This window comes from Sphingobacterium sp., from assembly GCF_032065005.1.
Classification (GTDB): domain Bacteria; phylum Bacteroidota; class Bacteroidia; order Sphingobacteriales; family Sphingobacteriaceae; genus Sphingobacterium.
Map to the genome: position 1 here is coordinate 198,127 of NZ_DAMBMM010000003.1, position 13,065 is coordinate 211,191.

The 13,065-nt window shown below is 38.6% G+C and carries 15 protein-coding genes; 8 read left to right on the forward strand and 7 right to left on the reverse strand.

Annotated features, from left to right (window positions below):
* Positions 1 to 191 precede the first annotated feature (191 nt).
* The 3 genes from hpf to fbaA all read right to left on the reverse strand — a co-directional run bounded on the left by hpf (position 192) and on the right by fbaA (position 2,930).
* Positions 192 to 533: a ribosome hibernation-promoting factor, HPF/YfiA family gene (gene hpf / locus RT138_RS06140; protein ID WP_185211943.1), complete on the reverse strand. Its 342-nt coding sequence runs from the start codon at positions 531 to 533 to the stop codon at positions 192 to 194.
* 13 nt (positions 534 to 546) lie between these two features.
* Positions 547 to 1,434, reverse strand: coding sequence for a tyrosine-type recombinase/integrase (locus RT138_RS06145; RefSeq protein WP_313190014.1), 888 nt, complete (start codon positions 1,432 to 1,434; stop codon positions 547 to 549).
* A 416-nt stretch (positions 1,435 to 1,850) separates the two neighbouring features.
* Positions 1,851 to 2,930 carry a class II fructose-bisphosphate aldolase gene (gene fbaA / locus RT138_RS06150; RefSeq protein WP_313190015.1) on the reverse strand — a complete coding sequence of 360 codons (1,080 nt, stop codon included), beginning with the start codon at positions 2,928 to 2,930 and terminating at the stop codon, positions 1,851 to 1,853.
* Positions 2,931 to 3,110: 180 nt separating this feature from the next.
* On the opposite strand from fbaA, the gene RT138_RS06155 reads away from it, so the two are divergent.
* From RT138_RS06155 to RT138_RS06170, 4 genes are all read left to right on the forward strand, one after another.
* Positions 3,111 to 3,455, forward strand: a complete 345-nt coding sequence (locus RT138_RS06155; protein ID WP_313190016.1) for an ArsC family reductase — start codon at positions 3,111 to 3,113, stop codon at positions 3,453 to 3,455.
* A 6-nt stretch (positions 3,456 to 3,461) separates the two neighbouring features.
* Positions 3,462 to 5,423, forward strand: a complete 1,962-nt coding sequence (locus RT138_RS06160) for a M1 family metallopeptidase (RefSeq protein WP_313190017.1) — start codon at positions 3,462 to 3,464, stop codon at positions 5,421 to 5,423.
* Between the two features lie 3 nt (positions 5,424 to 5,426).
* Positions 5,427 to 6,131, forward strand: coding sequence for a hypothetical protein (locus RT138_RS06165; protein ID WP_313190018.1), 705 nt, complete (start codon positions 5,427 to 5,429; stop codon positions 6,129 to 6,131).
* Positions 6,132 to 6,238: 107 nt separating this feature from the next.
* Positions 6,239 to 6,889 carry an NAD(P)-dependent oxidoreductase gene (locus RT138_RS06170; protein WP_313190019.1) on the forward strand — a complete coding sequence of 217 codons (651 nt, stop codon included), beginning with the start codon at positions 6,239 to 6,241 and terminating at the stop codon, positions 6,887 to 6,889.
* 10 nt (positions 6,890 to 6,899) lie between these two features.
* Here RT138_RS06170 and RT138_RS06175 read toward each other — a convergent pair whose 3' ends face one another.
* Complete coding sequence (locus RT138_RS06175; protein WP_313190020.1) at positions 6,900 to 7,445, reverse strand: DUF1543 domain-containing protein; 546 nt, start codon at positions 7,443 to 7,445, stop codon at positions 6,900 to 6,902.
* 51 nt (positions 7,446 to 7,496) lie between these two features.
* On the opposite strand from RT138_RS06175, the gene RT138_RS06180 reads away from it, so the two are divergent.
* The 3 genes from RT138_RS06180 to RT138_RS06190 all read left to right on the forward strand — a co-directional run bounded on the left by RT138_RS06180 (position 7,497) and on the right by RT138_RS06190 (position 9,382).
* Positions 7,497 to 8,390, forward strand: a complete 894-nt coding sequence (locus tag RT138_RS06180; RefSeq protein ID WP_313190021.1) for a serine hydrolase — start codon at positions 7,497 to 7,499, stop codon at positions 8,388 to 8,390.
* 111 nt (positions 8,391 to 8,501) lie between these two features.
* A complete protein-coding gene (locus tag RT138_RS06185; protein ID WP_185211933.1) occupies positions 8,502 to 8,936 on the forward strand; it encodes an RrF2 family transcriptional regulator in 435 nt (144 codons plus the stop codon).
* Between the two features lie 47 nt (positions 8,937 to 8,983).
* Positions 8,984 to 9,382, forward strand: coding sequence for a group III truncated hemoglobin (locus RT138_RS06190; protein ID WP_313190022.1), 399 nt, complete (start codon positions 8,984 to 8,986; stop codon positions 9,380 to 9,382).
* Between the two features lie 138 nt (positions 9,383 to 9,520).
* Here the strand turns inward: RT138_RS06190 and RT138_RS06195 are convergent, their stop codons facing one another.
* Positions 9,521 to 10,036 carry a DUF255 domain-containing protein gene (locus RT138_RS06195; RefSeq protein ID WP_313190023.1) on the reverse strand — a complete coding sequence of 172 codons (516 nt, stop codon included), beginning with the start codon at positions 10,034 to 10,036 and terminating at the stop codon, positions 9,521 to 9,523.
* Between the two features lie 83 nt (positions 10,037 to 10,119).
* On the opposite strand from RT138_RS06195, the gene RT138_RS06200 reads away from it, so the two are divergent.
* Positions 10,120 to 10,578, forward strand: a complete 459-nt coding sequence (locus RT138_RS06200; protein WP_313190024.1) for a hypothetical protein — start codon at positions 10,120 to 10,122, stop codon at positions 10,576 to 10,578.
* A gap of 5 nt (positions 10,579 to 10,583) precedes the next feature.
* Here the strand turns inward: RT138_RS06200 and RT138_RS06205 are convergent, their stop codons facing one another.
* Together RT138_RS06205 and RT138_RS06210 are read right to left on the reverse strand one after the other, a co-directional pair.
* The gene (locus RT138_RS06205) at positions 10,584 to 11,315 is read right to left on the reverse strand and encodes a sulfite exporter TauE/SafE family protein (RefSeq protein ID WP_313190025.1); all 732 of its coding nucleotides are present in this window, start codon (positions 11,313 to 11,315) and stop codon (positions 10,584 to 10,586) included.
* A gap of 277 nt (positions 11,316 to 11,592) precedes the next feature.
* Positions 11,593 to 13,059, reverse strand: coding sequence for an efflux transporter outer membrane subunit (locus RT138_RS06210; protein ID WP_313190026.1), 1,467 nt, complete (start codon positions 13,057 to 13,059; stop codon positions 11,593 to 11,595).
* Positions 13,060 to 13,065: the final 6 nt, after the last annotated feature.

Sequence of the window (13,065 nt, forward strand, 5' to 3'; positions counted from 1 at the left end):
TGATCGTTCAGAATAGCAGTGTGCTAAAGAAACTTCCTGCGGAACCTTAAATCTTTGCCCATCCGTTGGGTGAGCCTGTCGCCCCCCCCATCCAGTACCCTGAGCTACGCGATGGGCATCTTGGTTCAACTCTCTAAAAACACGAAAAGGCTCCCTCATCAGGAGCCTTTTTGTGTTTTTAAATATTGTTGTTAAAATTCTTCTTCTTGATTTAATACTTCTTTGTGATTACTCAGATTAGTTCTTGTTTTGGTTTTGTGTTTGTTGATCTGTCGTCTAATAGATTCAATTGCAATATCCGTTGCTTCCTCGAAACTTTTAGCTTGTGCTTTGGCAAACAATTGATTGCCGGGAACATTAAATTTAAGTTCTACTATTTTGTTGGCTTCATCTTCTACGTTTTCCAGTCGCAAATAACATACACCTTCGATGATGTTATCCAAGAACTGATTTAGTTTTTCCGCTTTCTTCTTAATGAACTCGATTAGCTTACTGTCAGCATTAAATTTAATAGATTGCACTGTAATGTTCATTTTTCCTCCTTTTTTAAGCTTTTGGATGAGCTTGTTTATAAATTGATTTTAAACGTTCTGCCGAATTATGGGTATACACTTGCGTTGCCGATAACCCAGCATGACCTAATAATTCCTTGATTGCATTTAAATCTGCGCCGTTGTCCAACAGGGCGGTTGCAAAGCTGTGCCGCAACACATGCGGACTTCTTTTCTTTTGGGAAGTGATCGTACTTAAGTATTTCTTGACAATTCGATATATCAGTTTAGGATAAGCTTCCTTCCCTTCTTTGCTAACGATCAATTCTGTTGATTTGTTTTGAAAATCTTTTGCTTTCTTCAAATCCAAATACTTCCTCAATTCGTTGGCCAATGTTTGGTGTATGGGAACAAAACGCTCCTTGCTCCTTTTTCCGAATATAAGTATTTTTTTATTATAAAAATCAATATCCTGCTCCTTTATTTTTAACAATTCCGCCAAACGAATACCAGTTCCAAACAAGAGTTCCAAAACGATGAAATCACGGATTTGCTCAAAATCCTCAGACGATGAATTCATGTTGTCCAATAATTTGATCATCTTTTCTTTCTCGACGACCACTGGCAGTTTCTTCGCTGTTTTCAAGGATTTGATCAAGGCAATCGGATTTTGCTGGACCAGACCTTCACGCATTAAAAATTTATAGAATGATTTCAATGAGGATATCGCCCTGTTCACCGAAGTGGCCTCTTTGCCCTGCTCCTTTAAATTGGAAAAATAATACCTCAAAAATCGATAGTCAATTTCCTCAAAAGCCATGGACTCGACATCCAAAAATTGGAACAGACCATCAATCTCACGCTCATAAGCAATGATCGTATGTTCAGAATACCGCTTCTCAAATTTTAAATAATTAATAAATCGATCCTTATACATTCTCATTTGCTTCTTATTGTAATATTAAGGATTATATAGCATAAAACATGTGATAAAGGACAATTTTACATTTGACTTACTTCACAATTTCTTAACCCCTCTTATAAGGTATTCCTATTAATATATACGAGTTAAAACTTAGCTTAGTATGCTAATACCGGAATTGTTTTCAACAGATTCAGATTTTCCATGATAAGGAGAATATAATGGCCAAAAGACCTTTGTCCCTCCAAAATTCCAGGTGAAATATCCTTACTCTGCATCGGGTCTTATTCGAGACATATTCGAGAAATCCTCTAGGCAGTTCGGGCGTTATCGAATATGCCTCGAATGAGGTCAGGATTAAAGCCGATAGCTGGACAAAAAAAGAGAGCTTTCCGCAATGGAAAGCTCCCTTATTATTATTATAATTCGATTAAGAATTAAATCTTATCTGTAGCATTTACAGCGTTCAATTCAGCAAAAGCTTGTTCCAAACGCTCAACGAAAGCTTCTTCACCTTTACGCAACCAAACACGTGGGTCATAATATTTCTTGTTTGGAGAGTCAGAACCTTCTGGGTTACCGATCTGTGCCTGTAGGTAATCACGGTTTTTAGCTTCGTATTTTCTTACACCGTCCCAGAATGCCCATTGCATATCCGTATCGATGTTCATTTTGATAGCGCCATAAGAAATTGCTTCTTCGATTTCTTCTGGTGAAGAACCTGAACCACCATGGAATACAAAATTAACAGGTTTTTCAGCTGTTAAATTGAATTTCTCGCGGATGTATTCTTGAGAGTTATGTAAGATAACTGGTTGCAATTTCACGTTTCCTGGCTTATAAACACCATGTACATTACCAAATGCAGCAGCTACCGTGAATTTATCAGAAACTTTAGAAAGCTCTTCAAAAGCATAAGCAACCTCTTCTGGTTGAGTATATAGTTTTGAGCTATCTACATCAGAGTTATCTACTCCATCCTCTTCACCACCAGTAACTCCTAATTCAATTTCGATAGTCATTCCAAGTGGTTTCATGCGCTCTAAATATTTTTTAGAGATTTCGATGTTCTCTTCCAAAGGTTCCTCTGAAAGGTCCAACATATGAGATGAAAACAATGGCTTGCCATGTTGAGCAAAGAATTTCTCGCCAGCGTCCAACAATCCATCAATCCAAGGCAATAATTTTTTGGCAGCATGGTCTGTGTGCAAAATAACGGCAACACCATAGTGCTCTGCTAATAAATGTACGTGTTGAGCAGCTGATACAGCTCCTAGAATACATGCTTGTAAATTGTCATTATTCAGGGATTTTCCAGCGTAGAACTGTGCTCCACCGTTTGATAATTGAATGATCACAGGTGAATTAACTTTCTTAGCCGTCTCCATGACAGCATTGATAGAATCTGTACCGATAATGTTTACTGCAGGTAATGCAAATTTATGCTCTTTTGCTTTTTCAAAAAGCTCTTGAACTTGATCTCCAGTTAAAACTCCTTTGAAATCTTTTAGGCTCATAGTATATTTTCTAAATTTTATTAATACCAATAAAGATAAAGTTTTTTTGTGAGTTCAAAGAATATAGTGTAAAAAATACACTATGAACTTTTTAGGCATCCTCCATAGTCTCCCTCCGTAGCTATTAAAGATTTTATTAATATCTTTAGCTGAATAAAACTTTCAAATATTATTATAGCTATGCTTCAGGTCTACGGAATTAAAAATTGTAATACAGTAAAAAAGGCAATAGATTGGTTAAATGAAAACCATAAAGAGTATGTTTTTCACGACTATAAGAAAGAACCGGCAACCTTAAACAAACTTGAAGAATGGGAAAAAGAAATTTCTTGGGAACAGTTGGTGAATAAAAAAGGGACAACCTGGAGAAAGCTGAGCCCTGAAGAACAGGCTGCCGTTAAGGATGCAAAGAGTGCAAATGCAGTCCTTCTTGGTAACAATAGTATGATAAAAAGACCACTGATCGAAAGTCCGAATGGTATTTTATTAGGTTTTAATGAAGACGAATACAAATCTAAATTATAAACACGCATGAATAAATCTATTATTAAGATATCCTTAGGCCTCCTATTGGCCCAAGCTGGTATTTTACAAAGCAGTTTTGCACAAAAAGTCGAGAGTAAATACGATTACAAAGAGGCTTTTAAACCCGGTTTTTATACCCAGAATGGAAATGTTTATCGTTCTGCTTCGGGGAAACCAGGCCAACTTTATTGGCAGAATGCAGCAAGTTATGATATCAAAGTAAGCTTGGACGATAAGACCCATGAGGTGAAAGGAACCGTAAAAATCCATTATACAAATAATAGCCCCGACCAATTGGATTTCATCTGGTTGCAATTGGAACAAAACCTATTCAATCAAAAATCCATCGGTCAAGCCGTGGTCCCATTGACAAACAGTCGCTACGGTGACGCAGGATCCGATTTCAATGGTGGATATACGATTTCCAATGTTTCAGGCGGTGGTAAGGCTGATGTAAAGTACAGCATCGACGATACCCGCATGCGAATCGACCTTCCTACTCCATTGGCAGCTAACGGCGGCAAAACAGAAATCAGCATGGATTTCTCGTATATCGTCCCTCAGTATGGCGCTGACCGTACAGGTATCCTTCCTACGGAAAATGGAGATATCTATGCTATCGCACAATGGTACCCTAAAGTATCTGTTTATGATGACGTAACTGGCTGGAATACTTTACCATACTCTGGTCCAGGTGAGTTTTACCTTGAATATGGAGATTTCAATGTAGAGGTAACTGCTCCTGCGAATCACGTGGTTGTCCTTGGTGGTGAATTATTGAACCCGCAAGAGGTATGGACCAAAGAACAGTTGGAAAGATACAACAAAGCAAAATCAAGTGATAAAACCGTCATTATCCGTTCTCAAGATGAAGTGACGAATAAAAATTCTAGGCCAAACAAAAGCACATTGACCTGGAAATATAGATTGGAAAATGCAAGGGATGTAGCTTGGGCTTCCTCTAAGGCATTTATCATCGATGGCGCACAGATTAACCTGCAAGATGGTAAAAAAGCATTGGCGCTATCTGCTTATCCAAAAGAGAGCAATGGTGGAAATGCATGGGAAAGATCTACTGAATATACTAAAGCTTCCATTGAGTATTATTCAAAAAAATGGCATAATTACCCTTATCCAGTTGCCGTGAATGTAGCATCCAATGTTGGGGGTATGGAATATCCAGCAATTGTGTTCTGTGGTAGCAAAGCAAAAGCAGGAAGCCTTTGGGGGGTAACGGACCATGAATTTGGCCATATTTGGTTCCCTATGATCGTAGGTTCCAATGAACGCCTTTATGCCTGGATGGATGAAGGTTTCAACACATTTATCAATGACCTTTCCACAGAGGCCTTCAACAATGGCGAATATTTCCGCAGAATGGGCGATAGAAATGCCATGGCGAAAGCGTTAATGCATCCGAACCTGGAGCCAATTTTCACCAGTCCTCAGGGCATGAAAGAAAGAAACATTGGCTTATTGGCTTATTATAAACCGGGATTTGCGCTTAGGATCTTGAGAGATGAGGTTTTAGGTCCTGAAAGATTTGACGCTGCCTTCAGAAAATACATCGACTATTGGGCATACAAACACCCTACACCAAATGATTTCTTCCGTACGATTGAAAATGAAACCGGAGAAAATTTAAATTGGTTCTGGAGAGGTTGGTTCTTGAACAATTGGTCTTTAGATCAAGCGATTAGCGATGTTAGCTACGTAGATTTAGATCCGGCCAAAGGTTCGGTGATCACGATCGAAAACCTTCAAAAAATGGCAATGCCCGTTGTGGTTGAAGCAACAACAGCAAGTGGTAAAAAAGTAAGAAAGAAATTACCAGTTGAAGTTTGGGAAAGAAATACCTCTTGGAAGTTTGTTTTAGATACTACTGAGAAGCTTACTAGCGTTAAAATAGATCCAGACAATGTTTATCCGGATATCAATCCAGAGAACAATAACTGGACATCAAAATAATATATGAAGATTCACAAAAATTTATTGCTATTGGTTATGTTGCTTTTGGGCAACATAACTATTTCATTTGCACAAGAGATCAAAGGCATAGTTTATGATTTGGAAACCAGTAAGAAATTGCCTGATGTACTGATCAAAAACCTGCGAACTAACGATCAAGTAAAGACCGATCTACAGGGGAATTTCACAATCCCTGGAAAGATGAGTGATTATTTAAGTCTAACCGCCCATGGTTATGACCGAGATACTGCATTTATCTATCAGGAAGGAATTACCCGTATCTATTTAGTAAACGACAAAAGCACCATTACGATTGATGAAGTTGTTGTTTCTAAGATTACCGATAGTCGATTGACCAGAGAAATCGAAAGGGCCAAGAACAACAGTAAAGCTGTTGAAACCAGCACAACCCGTGGAGGTTTGAGGATATCCCCTTCCCGATTATTTGGCAAGGAAGCCAAACAGGCGAGAGCATCGATAGAAATCTTGGAAATAGAACGAGAGCAACGGAACGTAGACCGCGTATTTACAAACGATGTCATCCTTTCACTGATTCCAATGGAGCGACAAGACCTTCTCTTGTTCAAAGATGGCTATAGGCCTTCCTATGAGTTTATCAAACAAGCTTCACCAGAAGATCTAAAAGCTTATATCTTGGATTCCTATGCTAAATTCAAGAAAAATAAGGTTGAGCCAATAAAGCAATAAGTTTTTTGGAATAAACATTTTATACAATAATTTGTATTAATAACAGGTTAGTCAAACTTTGAGAGAGGTTTGCTAACCTGTTTTTTATTGAATAAAATAGGACATATATGAAAGTAGCATTGATCGGAGCAACAGGGTTTGTTGGCTCCCATATATTGGAAGAATTGGTACACAGAAACATGGAAGTGACAGCGATCGCTCGGGATGTAGAAAGTCTCAAAAATAAACCTCATGTCCTAGCGGTACAGATGGACGTGATGCATGACACCAGCCTTGGCAGTGCTTTAAATGGCAATGATGTAGTAATCTCGGCGTTTAATGCAGGCTGGACCAATCCTGAGATCTATGATGATTACCTAGAAGGATCCAGACATATTCTAAAAGAATTAAAGGAGACCGGAATAAAACGTTTCATTGTCATTGGAGGTGCAGGAAGTCTCTTGGATGAAAATGACAATAGGCTTGTGGATGACCCTAATTTTCCAAAGGAGATTAAACCTGGTGCCTTGGCAGCAGCGGATTTTTATGAGGTTATCCAACGGGAAGATGAATTGGATTGGACCTTTATCAGTCCAGCCATTGAGATGAATCCAAGTAAAAAGGGAAAAAGAACTGGAAAATATAGGACTGGAACAGACCATCCTGTTTTTGATCATGATGGTCATTCCAATATCTCAGTTGAAGATTTGGCCGTAGCTGTGGTAGATGAAGTTGAAAACAATAAATTTATCAAAAAGAGATTTACAGCCGGCTATTAAGAGAGCACCACTAGCCTACTAGCTTACTGATCTTTAAGTAACCTATTTGAAGTATATCTTCAGATGTATCAGTAGCCTCCTGTATGCTGATGTGGTACTGTGATTTGAATTTGGGATTTAGCAAGTCTGATACTTCATAGATGTCATCTACATCGATACCATATTTATCATCGATGTGGGATGATTGATGATGTTTCCAAAATACGGTATCCTTGGCCACTTTGGTCGCTTCAGCTAAATCAGCTGCTACCACCAGCTGCTTGTAATGGTATTCCTCCATGTCATTGGGTTTGTATCCGCCTAAATTGACGAAAAATAATTTTTTGAAATTATCGGCTGTTTTCTTGGCCTTCTCTACAATTTGAATTTTGTACCCAGCAACCTTGCCCACCTTTCTCCAGGAATCGATATGCATCCTCCCTTCTAGAGCGGGCCAAAACTCATTCATAGCCGGCACTAAGTCCTTCAATTCATCAGCAATTCCAAAGAAAACATCATGCTGTTCGGTAAACCTTCCTTCTGGCTTACCGCCAATTACCACCATAAATAATTCCATAGTATTTTATTATTCCTTAAATTCGAGGTTCAACTAATTTAATTCTAATCCATGAAAAAACTATTCAGTCTGTGCATTATTTTTTTATCAATTATCTGTCATGCCCATGCTCAGAAGATCGACAAAAAGCTTACCGAGAAAATCAATCAAGCGATTGCGGGTTTTGAGGGGGACTTGGGGATTTATGTGAAGCACCTAAAGCAAAACAAAATAGTTAACATCAATGCTGACAGCATCTTTCCTACAGCAAGTGTAGTAAAGGTTCCGATACTGCTAGGGGTTTTTCAAAAAATAAAAGACGGGGAATTGAGCCTAGACCAAAAATTTATTTACCGAGATTCCCGAGCATATGGAGGATCTGGACTCATGCAATTTTTTAAGGACAGTACCGAAACTGACCTAGCCACATTGATTGGATTAATGTTGAGTTATAGCGATAATGTGACTTCCATTTGGTGCCAGGAATTGGCAGGTGGAGGTCAAAGCATCAATCCTATTTTGGACCAGTTAGGCCTTCAAAACACAAAGGTTAATTCGAGGACTCCTGGACGTGAAGAAATTTGGAAGAAGTATGGTTGGGGACAAACTACAGCAAGGGAAATGGCAACATTATATGAAATGATCCGAGACGGCAAAGTGGTTTCTCCTGCTCATTCAGATAAGATGTATCGGTTCTTAAAGAACCAATTCTATAATGAAAGGGCCCTGTCGCAGTTCCCTGCTGAAGTCAACTGGATTGGAAAGACCGGATCTTTGGATGAAGTGCGTTCTGAGGTCGTCTTGGTGAATGCACCACATGGTGATTTTGTTTTTTCTTTCTTCAGCAATAACAACAAAGACCGGAGTTGGACAAAAAACAATGAGGCCGAGGTCCTGACCAGAAAGATTGCGAATATCATCTGGAACCATTATGAAAAGGATTTTACCCCTTTTTCAGCTGATTAGTAGATATTAACGGTCTGTAAATTATCAAATAATTGTAATAACAGCGGTTATTTAAGACAAAATACTCTTTAATAAATAATACTGCTTATCTTTGAACTTTAGGTATTGATTATGTTTTCAAAAGCTTGTGAACACGGGATTAAGGCAATCATCTATATTGCCACGCAATCATTAGAAGGAAACCGCGTAAAAATTACGGCGGTAGCTGAGCATACTGGTACGCCAGAAGCCTTTACCGCAAAGGTTTTAGGGCTATTGACCAAGCATCAGATCCTACATTCGATTAAAGGACCATTCGGAGGATTTGAGATGGACCATAATCAGATACATAATATCAGTCTATCGCAAATTGTGAAAGCGGTAGATGGAGATCAGATCTTCATGGGCTGTGGATTAGGGTTGAAAGAATGTAATGCCTTGAAACCTTGTCCTATGCACAATAGTTTTGTGAAGATCAGGACCGATTTAAAGAATATGTTGGAAAAAACTACGGTCTATGAATTGGCTGTAGGCATTATTTCCGGTGAAAGTATCTTAATGAGGTAATGCAGTTTTTGAGGCCAATTGGCCTAAGAAGTTAAAGGAATTTAAGCATGGAAAGCGCGAAACATGATATCCAGAATATAGAGGATATCAAAGTATTGGTCAATACATTTTACGACCAAATAAGAGAGAATGAGTTGTTGGGACCGATCTTTAATGGAATCATTCAAGATCGATGGCCGGAGCATCTTGAAAAAATGTACCGGTTCTGGCAAACCGTTCTTTTGGAAGAGCACACCTATTATGGAAGTCCCTTTCCACCTCATGCAAAGATGCCGGTAGAAAAGAAACATTTCGACCAATGGGTTGGCATGTTTTCTAAAACCGTTGACAGCTTATATGAAGGTGAAAAGGCGGAAAGAGCAAAATGGCAAGGTGCGAGAATGGCTGAAATGTTTCAATATAAAATTGAATACTATCAGCAGAACAATTTAAAGCCACTAATTTAAATCAAAACCATATAACAACTATTTAGATAGGGATTTCCATCTTGCAGCAATGCAAGACCAGAAGTTGTTACGCCTAAATAAGGCAAAAAAAAGAGCTATAATTTCAAATTATAGCTCTTTTTACTTTAGTCTAATATTTTATTTCTTCGGCAGCCATTCACTGAAGAATCCCATTACTTTGTTTTCATCATAGCCTTTTCCTGATTCAAGGCTACCACTTTCACGCGTGAAAAGGACTTTACCATCGCTGTCCATGACGATAAAAAATGGAAAGCCATATTCCTCTCCTTTACCAGCTGCGTATTTATTAAATACTGCATCATTTTTATTTTCTGGGGAATAATTCAGGTGGTAATACACAAAGTTATCCTTTAGCAGATTGGCTATTTTGCTGTTTTGATGGATAAAATTGTTGAACCGCAGACACCAAATACACCAGTTACCGCCAGCTTGAATGATAATATTCTTGTTTTCCTTTTTAGCCAATACGACTAAACTATCTATATCTTTTTGAGCATCCGCCTCAGGATGATAAGGTTTTGCTAAGGAATCCAATTCTAGATTTGCTTTTTTTGTTTGGGCAAAACTCTGTGTTTGGAATGCTGAAAGCAGCATCACTAGGCTGAATCCTAATATTAACGTCAATTTCTTCATGTATATATATTTTCCAATGTAAAAACGACACGAATTTAATTAATCGTATGTAATTTTAGCATCATTTTACTTATTCATTATCTGTGTACCATTATCTTCTAATCCTTCACTCCTATTTCCGTTGGCTTGTTTTATTTGCGCTTCTATTTCAAATCGGCTGGATTTTTATCAACCATAGAAATAACAAGATCTTTAGTTTGAAGGATTATCAGATCTTACTTAGATTGACCTCGATCTATAATATACAATTCCTGATTGGTTGGATTTTATACCTGAACAGCCCCATCGTTACTGCCTTTTGGAATGATCTTTCAGTAGGTGTAAAAACTCGTCAACTCAGGTTCTTCGGATTGGAGCATATGTCAATGATGACTTTGGCGGTATTCCTGATCAATATCGTGAACAACCTTGTAAAGAAAAAGATTGGCAGCAATGGCTTTACTTATTTATGGAAAAGATATATTTGGATCAGTCTAATCATTCTGAGTTCCATTCCTTGGTCATTTTCTCCTTTTACCAACCGTCCTAACTTTAGATTTTAAGTCCCTTAGCCTTTGGTGAAATAGTTGATGAACTGAAATACCGAAGTTAAGATGACTACCCCTAAGACAATGTATTTGAAGACCCTTTCTGAGGTATATCTCAGGATTACTTTTCCCAAATAACTTCCCAAAATACTCACTAGGATCAGAAAAGGGATGAGTTTTATATATGCTGAAGGAAAATACCCTTGGGAAACATATACGACAGCTCGACTGAAATCAACACCTAGATCTATCAGGGCCGAAGTGGCAATAAAGATGTCCTTGGGTAGATTGAAGGCAGCAAGTGTAATTCCCCTAATGGCACCGCCAGTCCCAACAAGACCCGCAAAAAAGCCGGATATGACCCCTCCTAAATATAAGTTCTGATTCGTCTGTTTCAAGGGTTTGTCAAATCGGAAAAGAAGGAATACGGCAAGGCTGGCAATTAACAGGTTCATTCCCAATTCCATTTCCTTGACAGGAACGTATTTGGTCAACATAGCACCGATTATCACAAATAACACGGCAGGAATGCCGAGTTTCAGTGCTATATCTTTATTGATACCATTCCGGAATAAGGTAATCTTGGAAAGGTTACTGAAGACATGGAACACAGCTGTAATTCCCAATACTGCTTTAAAATCAAAGAACAGGGAGGCGGTCGGAACGAATAATATGGATGAGCCAAACCCAGACACCGTACCAATAATCTCTGTGATCAATGCTAAAACCAAGAAAATAAAATACTTCTCCATCTGAAGAATATTCGGTTAACAGTTAATAATGTTTTTCATGCAATAAATTGCCGGTCGGTATTCAAATATACCATTTATCAGATAGAATCAAGGTTATTGAGCTGAATTGGAGTATGGAAAATCGGTAATGCGTTTAATTTTTCCGTAAAAAAGCAAATGGGTGGGAATCTTATCGAAACCCAACCCATTTTTTTGGTGTTCTTTGCTTTTAATCGGAAAGCTAAGAACGATGGAAATGTATCATAATGATACTGTGAAGCTTGTTTAATTTCTGGTTTTATCTCCAGCCACCCCCTAAGGACCTATAAAGGTCAACATAGGATTCTAAGTGTTCTTGACGCAATTCGACCAATGCCAAATCTGAATCAAGTGCATTACCTTGTGCAGTGATCACCTCCAAGTAGGTCGCATAACCACCTTTGAATAACAATCCTGCATTTTTAACGGCTTTTTCTGAGTTCTCGACTCTTAATCTTGCAAATTCTAATTGCTCCCTTAATTTCTCTACGGTTACTACTGCATCTGATACCTCAGAAACAGCTTCCAATACCGTTTTTTGAAAATCTATTTCAGCCTTGTCTCTTTCAATTTTTGCAACTTCCCATTCGGTCTTTAATTTTCTGTTCTTAAAGATTGGAGCAGTCAAGCTTCCACCAATTCCACCTAAAAGGGAACCTGGAATGGAAAACCAGTTCTTTGGCAAACTAGAGTTGACACCAAATACCCCTTCAAGGGATAAACTTGGATAACGCATGGCCTGCTGTATATTTGCATTCGCATTAGCAGCAATCAAACCTAACTCCGCGCCTCGCACATCAGGTCTATTCCGGATGATCTCAAGCGGTGAGCCTAAAGAAATATCTTTATTTTCAGCAAATAAGTGCTCAAAACTGGTTCCTCTTGACACAGAATCTGGCATCTCGCCAATCAAAATCCTCAATGCATTTTCCTGAAGGACGATTTCTTTCTCCAATTCAGGCACTAAGGAGGCCGCGATCAATCGCTGGGACTCGGTTTGCTGGATAGCTAATGCGGTAATTTCACCTGCATCATATTGAAATTTGATCATCTGAAGGGTGCTATCGTTCAGTTGAACATTTCGTTTAGCCACTTCGATTTTGGCGTCTAACATCAATAGGTTAAAATAGCCTTTGGCAACACTAGCGATCAAATTGGTCTGGATGGCATTCTTCGCCTCCTGTGTATTCAGGTATTCTGCAACCAATTGGTCTTTGGCATTGCTGATCTTGCCCCAGATATCAATTTCCCAACTGAAGCCTATTTCTGTACCAAATTGGGAGGTATAAGTAAACATGTTCTCAGGTGCTTTTTTACCATTGAACTCATACCATCTGGTTGATGGACCAGAACCAAAGTGCTTGGATCTGTACTGTTTATTGACCCCAGCAATGGTTGCATCCACTTCGGGCAGATAATTGAACCTATTCTGGCGCATCCATTTGTTAGCAATCTCAATGTTTTTCAATGCGGTTTGCATATCATAGTTATTGCTCAATGCAGAATCAATCAAATCTTTTAGGGTAGGATCATGGAAAAATTCTTTCCAGGAAATCTCACTGATACTCGAAGTATCACCGAAATATGCCAGGGTATCACCCCTGAATTTCTCAGGCATGTTTAAATCGGGTTGCTGGTATTTCTGCCCTACCTTACAGCCCTGCACCATAAAGAATGCAGCACAAAGACAACCGATTAAAACTCTAAATATTATTTTCTTATTCATTGATGA